Annotated in this window: 22 protein-coding genes and 1 tRNA gene; 12 read left to right on the top strand and 11 right to left on the bottom strand. The window is 32.7% G+C overall.

The genetic code is table 11. From position 1 onward, the window contains the following. Positions 1-2 precede the first annotated feature (2 nt). Together ACKTTR_RS00415 and mutY are read right to left on the bottom strand one after the other, a co-directional pair. Complete coding sequence (locus ACKTTR_RS00415; RefSeq protein ID WP_408026003.1) at positions 3-440, bottom strand: single-stranded DNA-binding protein; 438 nt, start codon at positions 438-440, stop codon at positions 3-5. Positions 441-477: 37 nt separating this feature from the next. Continuing rightward, entirely contained in the window at positions 478-1,524 is a 1,047-nt protein-coding gene (mutY, locus tag ACKTTR_RS00410) for an A/G-specific adenine glycosylase (RefSeq protein ID WP_408026002.1), read from the bottom strand. 133 nt (positions 1,525-1,657) lie between these two features. Here mutY and ACKTTR_RS00405 point away from each other — a divergent pair, with 133 nt between their 5' ends. Next, complete coding sequence (locus ACKTTR_RS00405) at positions 1,658-1,948, top strand: HU family DNA-binding protein (RefSeq protein WP_047787990.1); 291 nt, start codon at positions 1,658-1,660, stop codon at positions 1,946-1,948. A 294-nt stretch (positions 1,949-2,242) separates the two neighbouring features. Beyond that, a complete protein-coding gene (locus ACKTTR_RS00400; RefSeq protein ID WP_408026001.1) occupies positions 2,243-3,787 on the top strand; it encodes an Rne/Rng family ribonuclease in 1,545 nt (514 codons plus the stop codon). 57 nt (positions 3,788-3,844) lie between these two features. On the opposite strand, the gene ACKTTR_RS00395 is transcribed toward ACKTTR_RS00400, so the two are convergent. Beyond that, complete coding sequence (locus ACKTTR_RS00395; RefSeq protein ID WP_408026000.1) at positions 3,845-6,034, bottom strand: patatin-like phospholipase family protein; 2,190 nt, start codon at positions 6,032-6,034, stop codon at positions 3,845-3,847. Continuing rightward, on the bottom strand, positions 6,031-7,827 hold the full coding sequence (gene uvrC, locus ACKTTR_RS00390; protein WP_408025999.1) for an excinuclease ABC subunit UvrC: 1,797 nt from the start codon (positions 7,825-7,827) through the stop codon (positions 6,031-6,033). The genes ACKTTR_RS00395 and uvrC overlap by 4 nt, the downstream gene beginning before the upstream one ends. Before the next feature lie 69 nt (positions 7,828-7,896). Here uvrC and ACKTTR_RS00385 point away from each other — a divergent pair, with 69 nt between their 5' ends. The 6 genes from ACKTTR_RS00385 to ACKTTR_RS00360 all read left to right on the top strand — a co-directional run bounded on the left by ACKTTR_RS00385 (position 7,897) and on the right by ACKTTR_RS00360 (position 13,991). Next, on the top strand, positions 7,897-9,669 hold the full coding sequence (locus ACKTTR_RS00385) for a MutS-related protein (RefSeq protein ID WP_408025998.1): 1,773 nt from the start codon (positions 7,897-7,899) through the stop codon (positions 9,667-9,669). Positions 9,670-9,759: 90 nt separating this feature from the next. Then, the gene (gene moaA, locus ACKTTR_RS00380) at positions 9,760-10,749 is read left to right on the top strand and encodes a GTP 3',8-cyclase MoaA (RefSeq protein ID WP_408025997.1); all 990 of its coding nucleotides are present in this window, start codon (positions 9,760-9,762) and stop codon (positions 10,747-10,749) included. Between the two features lie 68 nt (positions 10,750-10,817). Next, entirely contained in the window at positions 10,818-12,008 is a 1,191-nt protein-coding gene (locus tag ACKTTR_RS00375; RefSeq protein WP_408025996.1) for a molybdopterin molybdotransferase MoeA, read from the top strand. 3 nt (positions 12,009-12,011) lie between these two features. Continuing rightward, the gene (locus ACKTTR_RS00370; protein WP_408025995.1) at positions 12,012-12,416 is read left to right on the top strand and encodes a hypothetical protein; all 405 of its coding nucleotides are present in this window, start codon (positions 12,012-12,014) and stop codon (positions 12,414-12,416) included. After that, positions 12,413-12,889, top strand: a complete 477-nt coding sequence (gene moaC, locus ACKTTR_RS00365; RefSeq protein WP_273695000.1) for a cyclic pyranopterin monophosphate synthase MoaC — start codon at positions 12,413-12,415, stop codon at positions 12,887-12,889. Before ACKTTR_RS00370 ends, moaC begins: the two co-directional genes overlap by 4 nt. Continuing rightward, positions 12,882-13,991, top strand: a complete 1,110-nt coding sequence (locus ACKTTR_RS00360) for an NTP transferase domain-containing protein (protein WP_408025994.1) — start codon at positions 12,882-12,884, stop codon at positions 13,989-13,991. The genes moaC and ACKTTR_RS00360 overlap by 8 nt, the downstream gene beginning before the upstream one ends. An 89-nt stretch (positions 13,992-14,080) precedes the next feature. On the opposite strand, the gene katG is transcribed toward ACKTTR_RS00360, so the two are convergent. Together katG and ACKTTR_RS00350 are read right to left on the bottom strand one after the other, a co-directional pair. Then, positions 14,081-16,363: a catalase/peroxidase HPI gene (gene katG / locus ACKTTR_RS00355; RefSeq protein ID WP_408025993.1), complete on the bottom strand. Its 2,283-nt coding sequence runs from the start codon at positions 16,361-16,363 to the stop codon at positions 14,081-14,083. A 185-nt stretch (positions 16,364-16,548) separates the two neighbouring features. Then, a tRNA-Leu gene (locus ACKTTR_RS00350) sits at positions 16,549-16,632 on the bottom strand. 110 nt (positions 16,633-16,742) lie between these two features. Between ACKTTR_RS00350 and ACKTTR_RS00345 the strand changes: the two genes are divergently transcribed. The 3 genes from ACKTTR_RS00345 (at position 16,743) to pth (ending at position 18,985) form a co-directional block, all read left to right on the top strand. Next, on the top strand, positions 16,743-17,684 hold the full coding sequence (locus ACKTTR_RS00345; RefSeq protein ID WP_408025992.1) for a ribose-phosphate pyrophosphokinase: 942 nt from the start codon (positions 16,743-16,745) through the stop codon (positions 17,682-17,684). A 21-nt stretch (positions 17,685-17,705) separates the two neighbouring features. Then, positions 17,706-18,281, top strand: a complete 576-nt coding sequence (locus ACKTTR_RS00340) for a 50S ribosomal protein L25/general stress protein Ctc (protein WP_408025991.1) — start codon at positions 17,706-17,708, stop codon at positions 18,279-18,281. 137 nt (positions 18,282-18,418) lie between these two features. Beyond that, the gene (gene pth, locus ACKTTR_RS00335) at positions 18,419-18,985 is read left to right on the top strand and encodes an aminoacyl-tRNA hydrolase (protein WP_408026135.1); all 567 of its coding nucleotides are present in this window, start codon (positions 18,419-18,421) and stop codon (positions 18,983-18,985) included. Positions 18,986-19,016: 31 nt separating this feature from the next. Here the strand turns inward: pth and ACKTTR_RS00330 are convergent, their stop codons facing one another. The 4 genes from ACKTTR_RS00330 to ACKTTR_RS00315 form a co-directional block, all read right to left on the bottom strand. After that, positions 19,017-19,466, bottom strand: a complete 450-nt coding sequence (locus ACKTTR_RS00330; protein WP_408025990.1) for a 6-pyruvoyl trahydropterin synthase family protein — start codon at positions 19,464-19,466, stop codon at positions 19,017-19,019. 184 nt (positions 19,467-19,650) lie between these two features. Beyond that, positions 19,651-19,824 carry a hypothetical protein gene (locus ACKTTR_RS00325; protein WP_408025989.1) on the bottom strand — a complete coding sequence of 58 codons (174 nt, stop codon included), beginning with the start codon at positions 19,822-19,824 and terminating at the stop codon, positions 19,651-19,653. Between the two features lie 2 nt (positions 19,825-19,826). Beyond that, on the bottom strand, positions 19,827-20,594 hold the full coding sequence (locus ACKTTR_RS00320) for an enoyl-CoA hydratase/isomerase family protein (protein WP_408025988.1): 768 nt from the start codon (positions 20,592-20,594) through the stop codon (positions 19,827-19,829). A gap of 21 nt (positions 20,595-20,615) precedes the next feature. Then, positions 20,616-21,950 carry an MATE family efflux transporter gene (locus tag ACKTTR_RS00315; protein WP_408025987.1) on the bottom strand — a complete coding sequence of 445 codons (1,335 nt, stop codon included), beginning with the start codon at positions 21,948-21,950 and terminating at the stop codon, positions 20,616-20,618. Between the two features lie 83 nt (positions 21,951-22,033). Between ACKTTR_RS00315 and ACKTTR_RS00310 the strand changes: the two genes are divergently transcribed. After that, positions 22,034-22,489 (top strand): hypothetical protein, encoded by a 456-nt coding sequence (locus ACKTTR_RS00310; RefSeq protein WP_408025986.1) that lies wholly within the window; start codon positions 22,034-22,036, stop codon positions 22,487-22,489. Positions 22,490-22,491: 2 nt separating this feature from the next. On the opposite strand, the gene mutS is transcribed toward ACKTTR_RS00310, so the two are convergent. After that, positions 22,492-25,101: a DNA mismatch repair protein MutS gene (gene mutS / locus ACKTTR_RS00305; RefSeq protein WP_408025985.1), complete on the bottom strand. Its 2,610-nt coding sequence runs from the start codon at positions 25,099-25,101 to the stop codon at positions 22,492-22,494. Between the last annotated feature and the right edge of the window lie 15 nt (positions 25,102-25,116).

Genomic DNA, 25,116 nt, shown 5'->3' with positions numbered 1-25,116 from the left:
AACTAAAATGGTAAATCATCATCTTCTTCATTAGTTACACTCGGTGGTGTAGGGTTAGGGCTACCTTGAGTTGGCGCCACATTTGACTGTGCATTGTTTGGGTCTTTTTTAGTTGATAAAAACGTCATGTCTTGTACATGAATTTCGGTTGTATACCTTTTTTGTCCATCAACTTCATACTGACGTGTTTTTATACGCCCTTCGCAATACACTCTATCTCCTTTGGTTAAATATTTTTCACAAATTTCAGCCAACTTATTACGCACTACTATATTATGCCATTCAACATTTGTTATTTTTTCTCCTGTTTGGCGATTGGTGTAGGTTTCATTAGTTGCTAAAGGGAAACGACCTATTGAGTTTCCTCCCTCAAAATAATGCATTTTAACCTCATCTCCTAAGTGTCCTATTAAAATAACCTTGTTTATTGTTCCTGCCATAGCATTATAGTTTTGTGTAAAATCAAATATACAAATTTTAAGATTCTTTGCTTAAATATTCCTCTAAAAACTTATCAATTAACACTGGTACCGGACGCTCTTTAACAGTTGTCCAGTCCATAGTTCTTGTGTTTACATCTGTAGTTTTTACTACCCAAAACTTAGTAACTAAATGTTGGTGTGATAATTTATGAACAATATCTTCTTTATTAAAAAGAGAGATTGTGGTTTCATTTGGAAAAAGTTTCACAAACTGTTCACTTTCTATCAACTCTTCTTCACTTGTAATCTTTTGTGTTTCTATCAAAGGAAACTGATAAAGACCTTGCCAAATACCTTTCCCTTTTCTTTCTTCTAAAACAGTTTTGTTTTCTCTAGTAATTGGAACTAAGTAATTAAAGTATCGCTTTTTTACCTTTATCTTTTTCTCTTTTACAGGAAGTTCTTTCACCCTATTCTTTGCCAAAGCTACACAACTATTCGCAAGTGGGCACTCACTACATATTGGGTTTTGAGGTTTGCAATGTAATGCTCCAAAATCCATTATAGCTTGATTATATACTCCTGGTTGAGATGTATCAATTAAAGTTTGGGCTAATTCTTTGAACTCTTTAATTCCTTTAGTAGAATTAATTGGTGTATCTATACCAAAAAAGCGCGAGAGAACTCTATAAACATTACCATCAACCACAGCCACTGGCTCAGTATAACAAATTGAAGCAATCGCTGATGCAGTATAATCTCCTATCCCTTTTAATTTGAGCAACTCTTTATATGTTTTAGGAAATACTCCTTTTAATTCGTTTGCTACAAACTTAGCTGTAAAATGTAAGTTTCTTGCTCTTGAATAATAACCAAGTCCCTGCCATAACTTCAACACTTCACTTTCATCTGCTTTGGCTAAATCAAACACTGTTGGAAATGCTTCTGTAAACTTTAAAAAGTAGGGTAAACCCTGTGCTACACGTGTTTGTTGCAACATAATTTCACTCAACCAAACACGATACGGATCCTTTGTTTTTCTCCAAGGAAGATCTCTTTTATTTTGTAAATACCAGTATACTAGTTGCTTAGCTAAAATCATTTATGTAAATTGTGAACGCAAAATTAGTATATTTAATTTAGATATTTTTATTCTTATTTTTTTCGGAATAGATTAATTATCATATATTTGCACCCTCAATTTTTTAAAAGAAAACAAACAAAATATATTTATAATGACAAAAGCAGATATCGTATCTAAGATTTCAGATAAGAGCGGAATTGAAAAAGCGGATGTTTTAGCGACTGTTGAAGCATTTATGGAAGAGGTAAAAGATGCATTAGAGAATGGTGATAATGTATATTTAAGAGGTTTTGGTAGCTTCATTATTAAAACTAGAGCAGAAAAAACTGGTAGAAACATTTCTAAAAATACAACTATCAAGATTCCTGCACACAACATACCTGCTTTTAAGCCTTCAAAAGTATTTACTGAAGGGGTAAAAACAAAAGTAGCTGTAAAGTAATTAAAAAAGTATTAACCCAAAACCTTTACCTTTAAGGTTTTACAAAACATTTTAACTATGCCAAGTGGTAAAAAAAGAAAGAGAGCTAAGATCTCTACACACAAAAGAAAGAAAAGAGCAAGAGCAAATCGTCATAAGAAAAAGTAAGCAGTAGCTTACTTTTTCGTTGCTTTTATAAGTTACGTTCATTGACATTAAGGTTTTAACACCTTAAAAATGGTATAAACAATATACCTGTTTACAAATTTTAATCCGTCTTCGTAAATTTTACGTTGGCACAAAACCATATTCAGAATGAAAACAGAATTAATAATTCGTTCCAATTCTTCTGATATTGATTTCGCCTTACTAAGAGATGGTAAACTTATTGAGTTAAACAAAGAAACTAGCGACAATAATTTTTCAGTCGGTGATATTTTCCTTGCTAAAATAGGAAAAGTAATGACTGGTTTAAATGCCGCTTTTGTAAATGTTGGATACCCTAAAGATGGTTTTTTACACTACCACGATTTAGGTCCACAAGTACAATCTTTAAATAAATTCATTAAGAAAGTAAGCACAGGTAATTACAAAGAATTCACTTTAAAAAACTTTCGCTTTGAAGAAGATATTAACAAAGATGGGAGTATTAACGACGTACTAAAATCAGGTCAAAATTTATTAGTACAAATTGTAAAAGAACCTATATCTACCAAAGGTCCGCGTATTAGTTCGGAGCTTTCTATTGCAGGTAGGTTTTTAGTTTTGGTTCCTTTTTCTAACCGTATATCGGTATCGCAAAAAATAGCAGATCCGAAAGAAAAGGAGCGTTTAAAAAAATTAGCAAAAAGTATCAGACCCAAAGGGTTTGGACTTATTTTACGTACTGTTGCCGAAGGTAAAAAGGTAGCAGAACTTGACAAAGATTTACAAAACTCACTTGACCGTTGGAAAACCATGTGCAAACGCATAGCTAATAATAATACTCCAACAAAAATATTAAGTGAGTTAAACAGAGCATCTTCTATCTTAAGAGATGTTATGAACGATTCTTTTACAAGTATAATAACCAACGATGAAACCCTTAAGGTTGAAATTAAAGAGTACTTACAAGAAATATATCCTGAAAAGGAAAACATTGTAAGACACCATCGTTCTGATGTACCTATTTTTGAAAAATATGGTATTGAACGACAAATAAAAACATCGTTTGGTAAAACAGTTTCAATGAGCAAAGGAGCTTATTTAGTTATCGAACATACCGAAGCTTTACATGTTATAGATGTAAATAGTGGTAACCGATCTAACAAATCCTTAAACCAAGAAGAAACTGCTTTAGAAGTCAATTTAATTGCAGCCAGTGAAATAGCTCGTCAGTTACAGTTACGAGATATGGGCGGAATTATTGTTGTTGACTTTATTGATATGAAATCTGCTGAAAACAGACAGAAGTTATATCAACATTTAAAAGATGCGATGTCTTTAGACCGTACTAAACATAAAATTTTACCTCCAAGTAAGTTTGGTTTAGTTCAAATTACAAGACAACGTGTACGACCTGAATTAGAGATAAAAACACGCGAACCAAACCCAAATAAAAATGGGGAAGTTGAAGCTCCTATTGTGTTATTAGACAAAATAGAAGCCGAATTAGAACGCATATTAAACAGCGGTAAAAAGTATAAAGAAATCACATTAAATGTGCATCCGTTTATAGCTGCTTATTTAACAAAAGGCGTTAATTCAATCCGTTTTAAATGGTTTGTTCAACACAAAAAGTGGATTAAAGTATTACCTAGAGATGCTTACCAATACCTACAATATAAATTCTATTTAAAAAAAAATAAGAAAAGTAAGTAAGGCAATCTTATTATGAAATAAAAATCCCGTATCAAATGATACGGGATTTTTTTATCTCTAAAACCAAAAACCAAGGTTAAATAACCAATAGTGGTCTGAATGATCTGGCGACCATGAATATTTTAACTCTATAGGCCCTAAAAAAGTCTCTACACTATATCCAACAGCATACCCAGATTTAGTGTCTTTAAATAAATCTCCGTCCTCAAATACATCCTCTTCTACACGTGCGTAGTTAGCTATAAACATTGCATAATGCTTTTTATAAACTTCATAACGTAAATTAAACTCAGATCTTAAATAAGACTGATTATTTAACCCACCTGTATCATACCCATACATTGGAATGAAATTATTAATATAGTTTTGATTATAACCTCCTAGATGATAATCAAATATTTCAAATGTTTTTTTCCCTAATGTATATCCTGCTTGTGAAGTATACTGAAATGTCAGTTTATCATAAAAAGTGGTTGCAAACCCTAACGTTCCTCCTAATTGAGAAAACTGGTGAAAAGGCTCGCTGTTTTCTATTAATTCATCTAACCTGCTATTTCTATCAGACCATAAGAACCATTTAAATCCTATGTCTGCATAGAAGCCTTTTTTAGGGAACATTTCTTTGTTATAAGTATCTAATTTTAAAAAAGCAAAAGTGTTTACGTAGTTACTATTATCAAAAAAGTCTTCTTTTCCTTCGGTGGAAATATTTTTTGTACTTGCATTAATATTTTTATGCTCAGCTCCTATACCTATCGCAAATTTTTTATCAAATGTTGTTTGCAGATATAGTGCAGTAGAAAAGTCTCTATATTTTCCATTTATAAGACCCGTATCATATATAAAATCACTATTAAACACATTATACCTTGTCCTGAAACCATAACTTGGTAATAAACCATTATCTATAAAGTACTCTACGTTATATCTAATTTTGTCTCCTACACCAACATCTAAAGAAAACTCATCGTTTTGAAAAAGCATTTTTTTATGATTGTAGTTTAGTAATACTGCCGATTTATACAACAAATCATAATGTAGCCCAAGTCGTAAATACGATTGTATTTTTTCTTCTTTAACAGTTAATTCTAGTTTTTTCCCTTGAAAAGATTTTTCAAAGTGATAGTCAATTCTTTTAAAGTTTTTTGACGCTGTTAATGTGTTAATTTTTTTAGAAACCTCTTTATAAGAAACACTATCCCCTTCTCTTAATTGTAGTTTTCCTAAGATATAGTTATTTGTGTAATTTTTATTTCCTTTTATAATAATTCTATCAACCAAAAACCTCTTTTCTTTAGGCTCAATTTTAGGGATTTGTTTTTTAACAGGTTGCATTTTTGCTATACTATCAAAAACTACCCTGTATGTTTTTGCTATTTTTTCACCTTCCTCTAAAATCTCATTCTTTACATCAAAAGATATCACACTATAATCAATTACATTTGGCCTTATATAAACATCCAATAACTCAACCTGTTCATCGGACTTTTTATACATTTGAAAGTTAATAATTTGCAACAAAAGTGATGCTATTGATACTAGCTCTTCTCTTTTTAACAACTCTCCTTGCACACTCACACCTATAACAATATCTACTCCTTTCTTTTTCATTACATCTACAGGGAAATTGTTTACAACTCCTCCATCAACCAATAATTTCCCATCAATGTCCACTGGGTTTAAGAGCGAAGGAAACGCTGCACTAGCTCTCAAAGCTAATGGTAATGATCCGCTTTCTAAAACCTCTTCTTCTCCTGTTTCTATATTTGTTCCTATACAATAAAAAGGAATTGGAAGTTTTGAGAAGTCAGTGATTTCATCAACAGGAGCTAATAGTTCTGTTAGAAAATTAAGTACATTTTGTCCTTTTGATAAACCTAAAGGCAATCCTAAGTTTCCTTTTTTTATGGGTAAAGAAATAGCATATTTCTCTCCATGGGCTTTACTAAAGAAGGGCTTTTCTCTTCTAGAAACCTTATCCTGTAGTAAATCCATAAAGTCTGTTTTAAGAACAGTCTCTTCAATTTGATCTGCTGTATATCCAGAAGCATACAGTCCACCAACAATGGCTCCCATACTTGTACCTCCAATATAATCTATCTGAACCCCAGCTTTTTCAATCTCTTTTAAGATGCCTATATGGGCAATTCCTTTTGCTCCACCACCACTAAGCACCAAACCTACCTTAGGTTGATCTTGTGCCAACATGAGTGCTGGTAGTAATATTAAAATTAGCAACTTTTTCATTCTTCTTTTTTTTGATAATGTTTGTATATTTTTTGAGCTCTGGCATTGCCTACTACTTCTTTTAACTCATCAAAAGTAGCTTCCTTAACTCTTTTTGCTGACTTAAACTTGCGTAATAAATTAGTAATAGTTTGCTTACCTATATCAGGAATTTGTTCTAATTCTGATTGTATAGCACTTTTGCTTCGTTTGTTTCTATGAAAAGTAATTCCAAAACGGTGTGCTTCATTACGTAAATATTGGATAATTTTAAGTGTCTCTGATTTTTTATCTAAATATAACGGAACTGGGTCTCCAGGGTAAAAAATCTCCTCCAATCTTTTTGCAATACCAATAATGGCTATTTTCCCTCTTAAACCTAAAGCGTCTAGACTCTTTAAAGCGGAAGATAACTGTCCTTTACCTCCATCAATCACTATTAACTGTGGTAAAGGCTGTTCTTCATCTAATAATCGCTTATATCTCCTGTACACAACTTCTTCCATTGAAGCAAAGTCATCGGGTCCCTCAACTGTTTTGATATTAAAATGACGATAGTCTTTTTTACTCGGTTTTCCATCTTTAAAAACTACACATGCAGCAACAGGGTTTGTTCCTTGTATGTTCGAGTTATCAAAACATTCAATATGTCGCGGTTCTTTTCCTAATCGTAAATCCTTTTGCATCTGTGCCATGATTCTTTTTACATGACGATCAGGATCAACAATCTTTATTTGCTTAAACTGTTCTTGACGGTAAAACTTTGCATTTCGTTCAGATAATTCTACAATACGCTTTTTGTCTCCTAGTTTTGGTATCGTGACTTTGATATCTTTTCCCACATTCACCTTAAACGGAACAAAAATTTCTCGTGATAAAGAATTAAAGCGCTGACGAGTTTCAACAATAAATAACTCAAGAAGTTCCTTATCAGTTTCTTCTAGTTTTTTCTTAATCTCTGTGGTATACGATTGCACGATTGAACCATTCATTATCTTGAAAAAGTTTGCATAACCATGCGATTCATCAGAAATAATAGAAAACACATCTACATTATTAATTGATGGGTTCACTATTGTTGATTTTGCTTGATAGTTTTGTAAAGATGCTAACTTTTCTTTGATTTTTTGTGCCTCTTCAAATCGCATGTCAGCAGCAAAGTCAAGCATTATTTTTTCAAACTGTTGTAAACTCTCTTTAAAATTCCCTTTAATGATGTTTCTAATTGCTCTGATATCCTCTAAATAACTCTCCTCTGTTTGATATCCTTCACAAGGTCCTTTGCAATTACCTAAATGATATTCTAAGCAAACTTTATACTTATCAGCATCAATCTTTTCTTGACTCAAATCATAATTACAAGTACGTAGCGGGTATAACTCTTTAATTAAATCCAACAACGCGTGTACCGTTCGCACATTGGTGTATGGCCCAAAATACTCCGATCCATCTTTAACAACTCTTCTTGTAGAAAATATACGCGGAAATCGCTCTTTTTTAATACAAATCCATGGATATGTTTTATCATCTTTTAACAAGACATTATATCGTGGTTTGTATTTTTTTATAAGATTATTTTCAAGAAGTAATGCATCTGTTTCTGTATCAACCACCACATGTTCTATTCGAACAATTTTTTTTACTAAAACTCGTGTTTTGCCATTCTCGTGATTCTTAGTAAAATAAGACGAAACTCGTTTCTTTAAATTCTTAGCTTTTCCAACATAAATAATCGTATCATTTTTATCAAAATATTGATAAACTCCTGGCGAATTTGGTAGTGTTTTTATTTGAAGTTCGAGTGATGTTGGCATACAACGAAAATACGATTTTATTAAAAGATATTTGTTGTAATACTGTACATTTATCCTTTTCAATTAAAAATGCAACAACCACTAGATTTTTATAATAAAGAGCTGAAAGATTTAGCTGTTCAACTTTCAAAAACAAATAGTAAAATAACCTTTATAAGAATACTCAGGCTATTTGTTTTTATAGGTTTTTCTTTTGGAGTTTACTTAACCTTCTATCAAACCTACACACCTTTTATAATTGGTTTTATTGGTGTTTTACTCTTTGCTGTTTTAGTTATACAGCATCAGCACGTAAAAGAGAAACGTACTATTCTTCAGCTTAAAAAAGACAACAACCAACTAGAAATTGATGTTCTTAATGGTCATTTTGAATCACTTCCTGAAGGAACAGAATTTACAAATTCCACGCACTATTATAGTAATGATATTGATTTGTTCGGAAATGGTTCTTTTTTTCAATATATCAATAGAACTGCAACAACCAATGGTAAAAAACTATTAGCTTCCTTATTAACAAGTAATTCAATTAATTTTATTGAAGAAAAACAAAAAGCACTTAAAGAATTATCTGAAAAGATTCATTGGCGACAACATTTTACTTCACTAGCACATTTAGTTTCGTCAACCACTCAAGAATCCTCAGTGATTACAAAATGGTTAATCAATTATGAATCAAAATTAGCAACTGCTTTAAAATGGGTTTCTTTATTTTTTTCAACCATTTCAATAATTTTAATAACCTTATTTGTTTTTAGCGTTATTCCTTTTTCAGTTGTTTTAACTTGGTTTTTTATCGGTTTAACAATCTCGGTATTCCATATTAAAAGAACACAACATATCTACACCTCATCAAGTAAGGCTAAAGATACTTTCAAACAGTATTATTTACTTCTAGAACAAATAGAAAAGGAAACTTTTACTTCTACTTTTCTAAAAGAAAAACAACAAAAAATTGCTACCGATACAAAAAAAGCATCTGTTATTTTTAAAGAGTTTTCTAAAATTTTAGACACTTTCGATCAACGTAATAATATTGTTATTGCTATTATTGGAAATGGCTTGTTTTTATGGGATATTACTCATGCAATAAGAGTAGAAAAATGGATTCTTTCCTATAAAGAAACTACCGATGAATGGTTTAACGTTGTAAATTTTTTCGATGCTTATAACTCTTTTGCCAACTTCGTTTTTAATCATCCTACTTTTACTTTCCCCACTCTTCAAAAAGAAAACAACGGTATTATTACTCAAAACCTTGGGCATCCTATTTTGAGGTCTTCAAAAAGAGTTGATAATGATTTTACAATTTCTAAAGGACATTTTTTTATTATAACTGGTGCTAACATGGCAGGAAAAAGCACATTTTTACGCACCGTTTCCCTATCCATAGTCATGGCTAACTGCGGGCTACCTGTATGTGCAAATAATTATCAATACACTCCAGTAAAATTAATTACCAGTATGCGTACATCCGACTCATTAACCAAAGATGAATCTTATTTTTATTCGGAACTAAAACGGTTAAAGTTTATTGTTGATACTATTGAAACCGATCGCTATTTTATTATTCTTGATGAAATTTTAAAAGGGACAAACAGTAAAGACAAAGCATCAGGCTCTAGAAAATTTGTTGAAAAACTTACACATTCAAAATCTACTGGAATTATAGCTACTCACGATGTAAGTTTGTGTGAACTGGCTAATGAGTATCCTCAAATACTGAATTATTATTTTGATGCTGAAATTGTGAATAATGAATTGTTTTTCGATTACACGATAAAATCTGGAACTTGTAAAAACATGAATGCTTCTTTTCTTCTTAAAAAAATGGAAATTGTGTAACCTTTCGTTTTAAGAAAGCCTGTATTATCTTTCAACAAAACCATGACAAATGACAGGAAAAATTGATTGATTAATCCGTACCTTTACGCTATGAGCACACTCATAGATAATTTTGGAAGACAAATTAGCTACGTTCGATTAGCTGTAACCGACCGTTGTAACTTACGTTGTCAATATTGCATGCCCGCTCAAGGAATTGATATTGTACCAAGAAAAGAGCTACTTACCTATAAAGAAATGTACCGTATAATTAGAGTACTTACTGAATTAGGTGTAAACAAAGTTCGTTTAACAGGAGGAGAACCTTTTGTTAGAAAAGATTTTGTCTCTTTTTTAGAAATGCTATCTTATAATGATTTGTTAGATGATATCAATATCACGACCAACGGAGCGCTTATTTCTAAACACATCAAAACGATAGAAAAACTTAAAAAGGTAAAGAATATCAATTTAAGCATTGATAGTTTACACTCTGAAAAGTTTGCTAAAATTACCCGTAGAGATATTTTTCCTGAAGTATATAAAACATTTGAGTTATTAGAAAAAAGTTCGTTGAATTTAAAATTGAATGTAGTAGTACAATCTGGTTTTAACACTGATGAAATTAATGATTTTGTACAGCTTACTAAAGATAAAAATATTGCAGTTCGTTTTATTGAAGAAATGCCTTTTAATGGAAAAGGACAACGAAATGCAGAAGAGGTTTGGAACTATAACAAAATCTTAGATAAGATACAATCTAAGTTTACTGTTACTGAACTTCCCTCAAAAAAATCATCTACTTCTAGAAACTTTTCTATAGAGAATCATAAGGGAACTATAGGGATAATACCTGCATTCACTCGTACTATCTGTAATGATTGTAACCGAATTAGGATTACCTCAACAGGAACTTTTAAAAACTGCCTGTTTGATGATGGCGTTTTCAACCTACGTGACTTTATTAGAAACGGTGCAAGCAATGAAGACTTAAAAGCCTTGTTTTTATCATTGATAAAAGAAAAACCTGAAAATGGTTTTGTGGCTGAAGCAAATAGAAAAGGTAATGTAACTGAAAGTATGAGTACCATTGGAGGATAATTTCAATGTATCAATTAGATAATTTGAAAATGTAACAATTAAACTTTTTAACAGTTACACTTTAACATATGATAACAGTAGAAGAAGCCAAACATATAATTTTAGAAAACACACAAGATTTCGGAATTGAAGAAATTCCATTTTTACAAGCTGTCGGAAGAGTTTTAAAGGAAGACATTGTTGCTGATAGAGATTTTCCTCCATTCAACCGAGTTGCAATGGATGGTATTGCTATCAATCATCGTTTTTTTGAGCACGGTATTCGCGATTTTAAAATTGAAGGAATCCAAGCTGCTGGAAGTCCGCAACAAACACTAGATAATGCCGCCAACTGTTATGAGGTTATGACGGGGGCTGTATTACCCAACAATACTGATACAGTAATTCGCTATGAAGATGTGGATATTAACACACTAGTAGCCACTATTACTATTGATGAAATTAAAGAAGGACAAAACATACACATACAGGGTTCTGATAAAAGTGAAGGTACAATTCTAATAAAAAAGAATACTATTATTTCCGCTGCTGAAATAGGCGTATTAGCTACTGTAGGTAAAGCCACTGTAAAAGTAGCTAAACAACCAAAAGTAATGATTGTTTCTACAGGTGATGAATTGGTTGATGTAAATGAAAATCCGTTAGACCACCAAATTCGTAGAAGTAATGTATACACGTTAGTTTCCTTATTGAACGATTTAAAAATCCAAGCAGAAACAACCCACATTGCTGATGAAAAATCAGTTTTAAAAGAAAAAATTGAATCTTACTTAAAAGAATACGATACACTCTTATTCAGCGGTGCTGTAAGCAAAGGAAAGTTTGATTTTTTACCCGAGGTTTTAGATGAACTGGGTGTTAAAAAGTTATTTCATAGAGTTTCACAAAGACCTGGAAAACCGTTTTGGGCAGGTTTTACAAATAATTGCAATGTGTTTGCATTCCCTGGAAATCCAGTTTCAACCTTTGTAAATTGTTTGGTCTATTTTTACCCTTGGTATTATAAATCTGTTGCAGTTTCTTCCGAAGAAAAAACAGCAATTTTAGTAAAAGACATTACTTTTAAACCTAATCTAAGCTGTTTTTTACAAGTAAAATTAACTTCTGAAAACGGACAAGTATATGCAACTCCAATACAAGGAAATGGCTCAGGAGATTTGGCTAGCTTAGTAGAAGCAGATGGTTTTATCGAGTTCCCGAAAACCGAAGAAGTAGCATTTAAAAAAGGAAGTGTCTTTCCGATTATTAAATTCAGATAAAATATGAATAGGTTTTTTAGTTTTTTGCATGACCGTGGCTTAATAACCGGAGGAACCTTAATACTTATAATCGGCCTTTTAATTATAAATAACGGACTAAAAGAAAAACAAATAGCTCAAGAAAGCAACAAAGTAAAAGTTAAAGTAATTGATTGTTATAAAACGACAAATAATAATTATTTTTTAAAATTTGAATTCAATAAAAAAACATTTACAAAAAGAACTAAAGCTTATTACTGTAATAGTGTTTCCAAAAATGAAGAAATTATAATGTTAAGCAATAAGCAACTAAGTCGTTTTATTTTTTTAGATGAGATTGAAAAAAACAACAATTTCACATCTGGTACTATCTTAAGTCTATTAGCTATTATAATAATTTTTAAAGGTTTTAAGCAAAAGAATAAATGAGCAACTTTTCCCACATAAACGAACAAAACCAACCTAAAATGGTAAATGTTTCTGATAAAAAAATCACGAAACGTACCGCTATTGCCAAAGCAACTATGTTTTTAGGTTCAGAAATTGTGAGTCATTTTACCAACGATGAACTCATTACTAAAAAAGGACCAGTTTTTCAAACAGCTATCATTGCTGGAATTCAAGCAGTAAAAAAAACTTCAGATATCATCCCAATGTGTCATCCTTTGTTAATCAACGGAGTGGATATTGACATCAATATTGTAGACGATGAGCATGTAGAGGTTTTTTGTAAAGTGACCATTGAAGGAAAAACAGGAGTAGAAATGGAAGCGCTTACAGGTGCTTCAGCAACTTGTTTAACCATTTACGATATGTGTAAAGCTATCAGTCAAAAAATGGTGATTCAAGAAGTGAAATTGGTAGAGAAAACTGGTGGTAAATCGGATATTAAAAATGGATAAAAAACATACTAAACATACAAATCTAGTTAAGAAGTATAATGATAATTTTGCGCCTAATGAAGTAGCTATTTTAGGAACCAAATGCGGAGTTATTGCTGATTTAGTTCATAAAGTTTCAAAAAGATTATCGAACTATAACTTAGGGTATTTTGATGCTTCACATGCTAAAGATGTCGAGCAAAATACGTTAGCTGAATATACCTTTCATCATGAAGGAAATTTACAAATAAACACTTCATCTCCTGTAAACAAATACGAACAACGTTTACAGTTTTACAATTACGATTTTGTCTTTATTAATGGAAATCATTACCAAGGAGCGAAACAAATTTTGATTTTAGATGACGAAAAAGAAGCTTCTGTAAAAAAAAGGTTAGACCAATTAACAAACATCCAGTTTATAATTAAGTTGAATGAAGACTCAAGGTATTTTGATTGTTTACTAGAACGTTTTCCAAACATCAAAAATATTACCTCATATACAATTAATGAGGTTGACAAAATATCTAATCATATATATAATCTCATTAAAGAAAATATTGCTCCCGTAAAAGGATTGGTTTTAATAGGCGGAAAAAGTACTCGAATGGGACGTGACAAATCGGAGTTAGTGTACTATAAAAAACCTCAAAAAGAACATGTAAAAGAGTTGTTAGAAAGCTGTTCTTTAAAAACTTTTTATTCTGTTCAAGCCTCCTCAGAAAAAGAGAATGAAATTCATGATACGTTCTTAAACTTGGGACCTTTTGGAGGTATTTGCTCTGCTTTTCAAAAAGACCCAAACTCAGCATGGTTTGTTATAGCTACAGATGTTCCGTTTGTAAATAATGAGCTTATTCAATTGTTATTACAAAAGAGAAATCCGTCTAAAATAGCAACTACTGTAAAAGGGAAAAACAAAGAATTTCCTGAACCTTTAATTACAATTTACGAACCAAAAGCTTACGGAAAATTATTAGCCTATTTATCGCAAGGTTATTCTTGTCCTCGTAAAATGTTAATTAATTCTGATGTTGAGATTATTGAAGTTGATGATAATTTAATTAGAAACATTAACACTCCAGAAGATTATAAAGAAGCTACAAAAAAGGTTAATTCTTAAAAGCTATCAACAAAATTTGATTTAATAAGAAAACCTATACCAAGAACATCTTGGTATAGGTTTATATATTTCTTTCTTGCCAATATTGTTTAAGATTTCAAATCAAACCTATCTAGGTTCATCACCTTAACCCAAGCAGCAATAAAATCTTTTACAAACTTTTCTTTAGCATCATCACTCGCATATACCTCAACCAATGCTCTTAGTTCGGAATTAGATCCAAAAATTAAATCTGCTCTGGTTGCTGTCCATTTTACCTCATTTGTAACTCTATCTTTTCCTTCAAAAATTAATTGATCTTCAGATACAGCCTTCCAATAAGTATTCATATCCAACAGATTTACAAAGAAATCGTTTGTCAACACTCCTGGTTGGGTTGTAAAAACTCCTTTTTTTGAATTATCATAATTTGCATTTAAAGCTCGCATACCACCAACTAACACTGTCATTTCTGGAGCTGTTAAGGTTAGTAATTGTGCCTTATCTACTAACAATTCTTCTGATTTAAGTGTGTATTTCTTTTTTTGATAGTTTCTAAAACCATCAGCCATTGGCTCTAAAACAGCAAAAGATTTTACATCTGTTTGTTCTTGCGTAGCGTCCATTCTACCAGGATTAAAAGGAACTTTTATTGAAAATCCTGCTTTTTCTACTGCTTTTTCTACTGCTGCGGATCCTCCTAAAACAATTAGATCAGCCATAGAAACTTTTTTCTCCTTTGACAATTCATTGAATTTATGTTGAATTTTTTCATAAACTGCCAATACCTTTTTCAATTGAGCTGGATTATTACTTTCCCAATTAACTTGTGGCTCTAAACGAATACGTGCTCCATTTGCTCCTCCTCTTCTATCAGAACCTCTATAAGAAGACGCTGAAGCCCAAGCTGTTTCTATTAATTGATTATGAGGAATCCCTGACTTTAAAATTTCCTTTTTAAGGGAATTGATATCTGCCTCAGTTATCAACTTATGAGTACGTATAGGAATAGGGTCTTGCCAAATAAATTCTTCTTGTGGAATATCCGACCCTAAATATGTTGTTTTAGGCCCCATATCTCTGTGAGTTAGTTTAAACCATGCACGAGCAAAAGCTTTATCAAAAGATAATGGATCTTCTAAAAACTTCTCACAAACTTTCTTGTATTCAGGATCAAACTTTAAAGCTAAATCTGAAGTTAACATCGTAGGTCTATGCCTTTTATTTTTATCAAAGGCATCAGGAAAAACCTCTCCAACATTTTTGGCTGCCCATTGATGTGCTCCTGCTGGACTCTTGGTTAGTTCCCATTCATTATCAAATAACGTATTTAAAAAAGCATGACTCCAACGAGTAGGCGTAGGCGTCCAAATAACTTCTAATCCAGAAGTAATAGCGTCTTTCCCTTTACCTGACTTGTAGCTACTTTTCCATCCTAATCCTTGTTCTTCAATGCCAGCAGCCTCTGGTGAAGGCCCTACGTTATCAGCTGGTCCTGCTCCATGAGTTTTTCCGAAGGTATGCCCTCCTGCTATTAATGCCACTGTTTCTTCATCATTCATTCCCATTCTACCAAAAGAAATACGTATATTTTTTGCTGATGCTACTGGATCTGGGTTTCCGTTTGGACCTTCAGGGTTTACATAAATCAACCCCATTTGTACAGCTGCTAAAGGATTTTCTACTTCTAAATCTAGCTCTCCTTCCTCATTCAACCTTCTGCTTTCTAACCAACCTGATTCGGATCCCCAATACACATCCTCTTGTGGTACCCAAACATCTTCTCTACCTCCTGCAAATCCTATGGTTTTTAATCCCATAGACTCTATAGCTACATTTCCTGTTAAAATCATCAAATCAGCCCAAGAAATTTTCTTCCCATACTTTTGTTTAATAGGCCATAACAATCTTCTAGCTTTATCTAGATTAGCGTTATCTGGCCAACTATTTTGTGGAGCAAAACGCTGAATTCCCATTCGGGTTCCTCCTCTACCATCTCCTGTACGATATGTTCCTGCACTATGCCATGCCATACGAATAAACAAAGGTCCATAATGTCCATAATCAGCGGGCCACCAATCTTGGGATTCTGTCATTAATTTTGTGAGGTCTGCTTTTAACGCAGCATAATCTAACTTATTAAACTCTTCAGCATAATTAAATTCTTCTCCCATTGGGTTAGACAATTCCGAATTTTGAGCAAGTACATCTAAATCTAACTTATTAGGCCACCAATCTTTGTTTGATTTAGTTTCTTTTAGTTGTTCTTTTTTATGCTCCTTATCAAAACCAAAAGGACACCCTCCCTTTTCTTTTTCTCCTTCATGGTTTTCTTTTCCACCACAAGAAAAAAGTAATGAAGCTACTGCTACACTTAAAATTATTTTTTTCATTTTTAAATTATTAATTGATTTTTAGCAAATCTATATTTGAAATAATTATGTTTTTTAAATTTTAAATAGAAATAATTTATATTAATGTAATTTAGATTTATTTTTGAGCAAGTAGTAATTCTCTCCTTTTAAATTAGGCGCATAAAAAAAGCACACTATCTTTTTAAAAAGATAGTGTGCTTTTGTACCAAAGGTGGGACTCGAACCCACACGCCCTTGCGAGCATCGGATTTTGAATCCGACGTGTCTACCAATTCCACCACTTTGGCTTTGGAGAGTGCAAATCTATAAAATATTTCATTTAAAATATCCTTTAAACTCTTAAAATAGTTTTATTTTTGCCTCAACAACAACACTAACTAAAAATATCTTTTTGTAAATGGCTACAAATCAATTAAGCCCAAAAATCTTTGCGTGTTCTCAAAGTATTGAACTAGCAGAGGAGATTGCCAATGCTTACGGAACCAAACTAGGAAATGTAATTACTACACATTTTAGCGATGGTGAATTCCAACCTGCTTTCGAAGAATCAATCAGAGGAAGAAGAGTTTTCATCGTAGGGTCAACCTTTCCTTCTACTGATAATTTAATGGAAATGTTATTAATGTGTGATGCTGCTAAACGTGCATCAGCAAGACATATTACCGCTGTAATGCCTTATTTTGGTTGGGCTCGCCAAGACAGAAAAGATAAACCTCGTGTAGCAATTGGAGCTAAATTGGTAGCTAAATTATTAGAGACTGCTGGGGCAACTAGAATTATGACCATGGATTTACATGCTGATCAAATTCAAGGTTTCTTTGAAAAACCGGTAGATCATTTATTCGCTTCTACCATCTTTTTACCTTATGTAAAAAGCTTAGGTCTAGATAATCTAACTATTGCTTCTCCAGATATGGGAGGCTCAAAAAGAGCTTATGCTTATTCTAAATACCTAGAAAGTGATGTTGTTATTTGCTATAAACAGCGTCAAAAAGCCAATGTAATAGCACATATGGAGCTAATTGGTGAAGTAGAAGGTAAAAATGTAATTCTTGTTGATGATATGATTGATACAGGAGGAACACTTACAAAAGCAGCCGATTTAATGATGGAACGTGGTGCCAAGAGTGTGCGCGCCATTTGTACACACCCAATTCTTTCTGGTAATGCTTACGAAAGAATTCAAAACTCGCAATTAACAGAGCTAATCGTTTCAGATACAATTCCTTTAAAAAAGAATATTTCTAAAATAAAAGTTGTATCTTGCGCCGCTTTATTCGCTGATGTGATGCATAAAGTTCAAGACAATACATCTATTAGCGATCAATTTTTAATGTAAATAAATTTAATAAAAAAAGTAATGAAATCAATTACAATCAAAGGATCTCAAAGAGAAAGCGTAGGTAAAAAAGCAACAAAAGCCTTACGTAATGCTGGAAAGGTTCCTTGCGTTTTATACGGAGGAGACAAACCTGTTCACTTTTCAGCTGACGAAAAATCGTTCAAGCCATTAGTATATACTCCAGACGTATTTACTGCTACGATTGAATTGGATGGTGTAACGTATAACGCTGTATTACAAGATATACAGTTCCACCCAGTAAGTGACAGCATTTTACACGTAGATTTCTACCAGTTATTTGAAGACAAAGCTGTAACTATGGACATTCCTGTTCGTTTAGTTGGATCTTCTAAAGGTGTTATGATAGGGGGTGCTTTACGCCACAACTTACGTAAATTAAAGGTAAAAGCGTTACCAGCTAACTTACCAGATTATATCGAAGCTGATATTACTGAGTTAGAAATTGGTAATAAACTATATGTTACTGAATTAAAGAATGATAACTATACGTTCTTACACCCAGACAACACAGTAGTTGCTCAAGTTCGTATGTCTCGTAACGCTGCTAAAGCTGCAACTGAAGCAGAAGGATAGACTGCAAAACTATAATCATACAAAAGCGTTACCATGTGTAGCGCTTTTTTTATTTTTGATGTATGATTTTTACACCTTTTTTGAAAAGATTATTTGGTTTTTCTACAAAACAATTAACAGAGAAAGAAGACAACCCTATGAAGAAATTTTTAATTGTAGGCTTAGGTAATATTGGCGAAAAATATGACAATACACGTCACAATATAGGTTTTAAAATCGCAGATGCTTTCGTAAAAGAACATCAGAGTTCTTTTGAGACCGAAAAACTAGGCGATATTGCCAAACTCAAAATTAAAGGTAAAACAGTAATCGTTTTAAAGCCGAATACTTATATGAATTTAAGTGGTAAAGCGGTTAAATACTGGATGCAAAAAGAAAACATTCAAGTTGAAAACTTGCTGGTTATTACTGATGACTTAAACATTGATTTTGGAAAAATTCGTATTAAAGGAAAAGGAAGTTCTGGTGGACATAACGGATTAAAAGACATCCAAGATAAGTTTAATACTGGTGCCTACCCTCGTTTTCGATTTGGAGTTGGTTCAGACTACTCTAAAGGACGACAAGTTGATTATGTATTAGGAGAATGGTCTCCTGAAGAAGAAAGTGCAATGATTGAGCGCATCCCTTTTTCAGTAAAAGCAGTTACTTCTTTTATTACCGCTGGTTTAGCTAATACCATGAATGAATTTAACGGAAAATAATTAAGTTTTACTCCGCTAACTCATTTAGACATTAATTGTCAGAAGCATACCACTCTGCAAAACTAGTATCCGTTTCTTGTAGCTTAATGCCGTGTAGCTTGATGTTTTCTGGAAGTCTATCTTGTATTTTCTTAGCAAAATCAATCACCATCATTTCACTTGTTGGTTGGTAATCAACTAAAATCACATGGTGCCCACGGTCTTTTAACTCCTGTGCTAACTCAACATGAGGCGTATTTTTGTTAAACACTGTAGCATGGTCAAATACATCAACAATCTCTTCTTTTACTATCTTCTTTAGGTCTCCAAAATCAATCACCATCCCATACTTAACATTAGAGGCATCTGTAATTGGAGATCCAATTACGGTAACCGAAAGCTTGTAACTATGCCCATGAACATTTTTACACTTTCCGTCATAACCATACAATGCATGTCCAGTTTCGAATGTAAACTGTTTGGTAATTCTAATCTTACTCATAAATTATCTATATCTAAAGAAGCTATAAAATAACCTTTAAAAAAGATTACTTCTCTACGTTTTTTGTAGTGACTCTTATTTTCTTTTAAACCTTTTGTTTGCTCTATATTTATTAAAAAAATAAATAACTGCAACACCTGCTGCTAAAATAGCAAAGAAAGAATTTCCCATTTTAATACTTGTTTTATTCGCCAAAAGTACGAATTTGCTTTACAACTTTTGTTAAAATCCACACAAAACCTACTGAAACTACAGCTCCTATAAATACTGCTAACATAGGATTATGTGCTATCCATTGTCCTACTTCATATCCTGCCTTATAAGCTGTGGAACTTTTTTCATTTTGAATTACAAACATTCTTATTTCTTAAATTTTTCTAATGCCTTTTTGGTAAAGTCTGACAACACTAATTTACCAGAAGTCTCTGCCCTTTCTATTAACAGTTCTTCCCAGTGTTCTGTTCCAACCCACAACGCTCTTTTCATTTCAGCTAACGCTTCAGGATTATAAGAAGCTAGTTTTTCTGATAAGATTTCTACTTCTTTATCCAATTCACTTTGTGTTTCAAAAACACGCGCATACAAGCCTTTTTCTTTTGCCCAATACGCATTTTTCCAACTGGTAGCATCTAGGGTTAATTCTGCTAACCCGCTTACATTTATCTTACGTTCTACAGCAGGTGCAATTACAAATGGACCAATACCTATTGTAAATTCAGAAAGTTTAATAGAAGCGTGCTCTGTAGCTAACACACAATCACAAGCAGCTGCTAATCCAACTCCACCACCTACAGTTTTTCCTTGAACTCTTCCTATGATTAGTTTCGAACAACGACGCATCGCATTAATTACATTCGCAAAACCTGAGAAAAAAGCTTTGCCATCTGTTAAATTGTCAATTGCTACCAGTTCATCAAAAGAAGCACCAGCACAAAAAGCACGATCTCCTTCTGATTTTAGTACAATTACTGAAACTTCATTATTAGTTGAGAGCTTATCAAATTCATTTGCTAAACGTTCTAATAACACACTTGGAAAGGAATTGCTTGCTGGGTGTCCAAATTCAACCGTAGCAATCTTATTTTCAATATGCGTATATAAACTTCCGTTTTCTCTAGTTGTAGTCATTTATTTGTTGTTTGTTCAAAATTACGTTTTTTGAGCAAGTGGTAAAAACTTTCTTCTAAACTTTACAATTAATGGAGTTCCTCTAGCAATCATCCACAAGAAAAAAGCAATCCAAATGGCGTACAGTTTATAATCTAATGAATCAAAAAACAATAAGGTAGGTATAAACACAAGCCCTGTTGCTAATAATAAAACGTTTCTTAAATACTTCATTTCTCCCATACCTTTAAACATTCCATCATAAATAAAAGCGATAGAACACACAGGCTGCATGATTAAAATAATCCAAAAAGTATTGTAAAATTGTTGTAAAACCTCAGGTTCTTTAGTGAATACTTTTCCTATAAATTCATATAAAACAAAACCAACAACCGCAAGCAACAATCCAAAGAGAAATCCATAAGTAATTAATCGATTTCCCAAAATAACTAGAGTTTTGTAAGCTTTTGCTCCCAATAATTTTCCTGAAAGTATGTTTCCTGCAGAAGAATAGCCATCAATCATGAAAGCGCCTGTGAGCCATAAATTAAAACCAATAGTATAAGCCGCTATATATGCATCTCCATAATCTGTAGCATACGAAGTTCCAAAATACAAGGCTACATTTAACGCTATGGTTCGCACAAATAAATTTAACACCATCACTATAAACTTTGGTATTTCTGCATTAAATGGTAAACTAAATCTTAACGAAATATCTGTCTTCTTTAATAGCAATACTGCAGAAATTAGTGCCATAACAACCTGTGCCACAACACTTGCATATGCTGCTCCTTGAATATACATAGCAGGAATGAAACCTTCTATTCCATATACCAATACTATATCTAGCCCAATATTTATAAATGTACCAACCAAGGCTATAAGCATTGGATAATAGGTATTTTGCAAACCTCTAAATGTGCCAAAGATTGCAATAGTAAAAAGCGTAAACGGAAATCCGAAAACACGGATTTTGTAATACTCAACAGAGTAGTCTAAAATTGTTCCAGAAGCATTATATAACTCAAAAATTTCTTTTGCAAAGGGATAACTCAATCCTAAAATAAGTGCACTTACTCCTAACACAATTACAATGGCTTGTGCTGGTAAGCTTTTTATTTCGTTAAGCTTGTTAGCACCTAAATATTGAGAGACAATTGAAGAAATTCCACTACGGGTTTGTCCAAATACCCAAATTAACATCGATAAAAAAGCCCCTACAATACCTATCGCAGCAATACTTTCAGTAGCATTGTGTTCAATATTCCCCACAATAGCTAAATCTGTGGTAGAAAGTAAAGGTTCTGCGACTCCTGCAATTAGGGCAGGCATTGCTAGTTTGTTAATGTGTTTAAAACTAATGTCGTGGTTCATCATACAAAGATCAAAAATAATACTATTCAATATTGGTTTTGTAACTTTGGCAATACTTATTTTTGATTAGCGAATAATATTTTATGATTGACCTTATTGGCTGTATTTCTGAAATTATTTTAGAGATTCAGCAATTTTTATTTCGAAAGAAAAGGAGAAAACAGCGTGCTTATGAAAAGAGCCACAATCTTCCCAAAAAGAGAATGATTTCTCCTTACCAAAGGTTTAGCATAGCTCTTTTAATAACTGTAACTGTAATCACCAGTTTGTTTTTTCTTTTTACAAGTAGTTCTTCTTCAAAAAATCATGATTTAGAAAAAATACAGCAAATTTCCTCTCTGCTAGAAAAAGAAAAAATCATCTTAGGAAGGTATCCATATAACCTTCAAGGAATTACAAGAAATAACCCTTTATACCAGGACTTATTAATTGACTCTTGGAACACTCCTTTTTACTACAAAAAGATTGATAAAAATACTTTCATTTTAATCTCTTTAGGAAAAGATAAAATATTACATACCAAAGACGATGTTAAGTAACTTTACTTCTTAGTCAACATTCGTTTTATTTCATTCAGTTTCATAAGTGCTTCAATCGGTGTTAAGGTATCAATATTAGTGGTTAAAATTTCTTCTCGAATATCTTCTAACAACGGGTCGTCTAACTGAAAAAAGCTCATTTGCATATCTTCATGCTGTGCTTCTTTCAAGGTTTCTTTAACCTCTTTGTGTGAATGTGAGTCTTCTAACTCTTTTAGAATTTTGTTTGCTCTATGAATTACCATACTTGGCATTCCCGCTAATTTTGCTACATGAATTCCAAAACTATGATCACTTCCTCCTTTCACTAATTTACGTAAGAAAATAATGCTATTGTCCAATTCTTTAACCGATACATTGAAATTCTTGATACGCTCAAAGGTTGTCGTCATTTCGTTCAACTCGTGATAGTGTGTTGCAAACAAGGTTTTTGCTTTCGAAGGGTGTTCATGTAAGTATTCCGAAATAGCCCAAGCAATAGAAATTCCATCATAAGTAGAAGTTCCTCGTCCAATTTCATCTAACAACACCAAACTACGGTCGGAAATGTTATTCAAAATCGATGCGGTTTCATTCATTTCAACCATGAATGTCGACTCTCCCATCGAAATATTATCGCTCGCACCTACTCTGGTAAAAATCTTATCCACCATACCAATACGGGCATTTTGAGCGGGAACATAACTTCCCATTTGTGCCAATAATACAATCAAAGCTGTTTGACGTAAAATTGCTGATTTACCAGACATGTTAGGACCTGTAATCATAATAATTTGTTGCTGATTACGGTTCAACACAACATCATTGGCGATGTATTCTTCGCCTATAGGTAATTGTTTTTCAATAACGGGATGGCGGCCATTTTTGATTTCAACATCGGTGCTATCGTCCATTAGCGGACGCACATAATTATTCTCGGTAGCTAAGGTTGCAAAAGATTGTAAAACATCAATCTTAGCTACATTCTGTGCATTTTGTTGTACAGGTTGTACAAAGCCTATAATGTATTGTACTAATTTAGCAAAAATCTCAGTTTCTAATTGCTGAATTTTCTCTTCTGCTCCTAAAATTTTTGCTTCATATTCTTTTAATTCTTCGGTAATGTAACGCTCTGCATTCACTAAGGTTTGCTTGCGAATCCATTCTTCAGGAACTTTATCTTTATGTGTATTTCTAACTTCAATATAGTATCCGAAAACATTATTAAACGCAATTTTTAAACTCGGAATTCCTGTGCGTTCCGTTTCACGAGCTAGCATCGTATCTAAATACTCTTTTCCAGAGTTTGAAATACTTCGTAGTTCATCCAACTCTTCTGAAACTCCATTTGCAATAGCATTCCCTTTATTGATATTTACAGGAGCTTCTTCTAAAACTGTCTCTGTAATTTTATCAATCAACGTTTTGCAATCATGCAGTTGTTTTCCTATTTCTTGAACTGCTTTGTTGTTGCTTTTTTCTGCGGATTCTTTTATAGGAAGAATCGCTTTTAACGAATTTTTCAACAAGATGACCTCTCTTGGAGATACTTTGCCTGTCGCAACTTTCGATATTAATCGTTCAATATCAGAAATTTGTTTTAACTGATAGGTTACTATTTCAGAAAAGGCATCGTTATCAATTAAAAACTTCACTAACTCGTGTCGCTGCTGAATTTGGTCTAAATCTTTTAACGGAAGCGCTAACCAACGCTTTAATAAACGTCCTCCCATCGGAGAAATCGTTTTATCGATTACATCTAATAACGAAACTGAGTTCACCGAATTACCTCCGTATAACTCTAAGTTTTTTACAGTAAAACGATCCATCCACACATAATTATCTTCAGCAATTCTGCTAATAGATTGTATGTGTTCTATTTTGTTGTGTTGTGTTTCCGATAAATAGTACATGGCTGCACCTCCAGCCACAATTCCATATTCTAACTCTTCAACTCCAAATCCTTTTAACGTTTTTACCTTAAAGTGATTTCGAAGTAGTTCATCTCCATAATCTTTTTGAAACACCCAATCATCCAAATAAAAAGCATGAAAACGATTGGTAAAAGCTTCTAAAAATCGCTGCTTGTGTTTCTTTTCTACCAAAACTTCACTTGGCGTAAAGTTTTGTAAAAGTTTATCGATGTACTCTTCATTTCCTTGTGCAATGAAAAACTCTCCTGTTGACACATCTAAAAACGAAACTCCTAATAGCTTTTTCCCAAAATGAACGGCTGCTAAAAAGTTATTCGACTTTGATTGTAATACCTCATCGTTCAACGCAACTCCAGGGGTCACTAATTCTGTAACTCCTCGTTTTACAATCTTTTTAGTCATTTTTGGATCTTCTAACTGATCACAAATAGCAACACGTAATCCAGATTTTACTAACTTAGGCAAATACGTATTTAAAGAATGGTGCGGAAATCCTGCCAATGCAGTTTCACTTTCGCTTCCACTTCCTCTTTTGGTTAAAATAATACCTAAAACTTCTGATGCTTTTACAGCATCTTCTCCAAAGGTTTCATAAAAATCGCCTACTCTAAATAACAACATCGCATCCGGATATTTTGCTTTAATTCCGTTATACTGTTGCATTAATGGAGTTACCTTTTTTGCCTTTGTTTTTGCCAAGTTTGTGGATTTTTT

This window comes from Tenacibaculum litoreum (genome assembly GCF_964513915.1).
GTDB lineage: Bacteria > Bacteroidota > Bacteroidia > Flavobacteriales > Flavobacteriaceae > Polaribacter > Polaribacter litoreum.
This window is presented reverse-complemented; position numbering and strand designations above follow the sequence as displayed.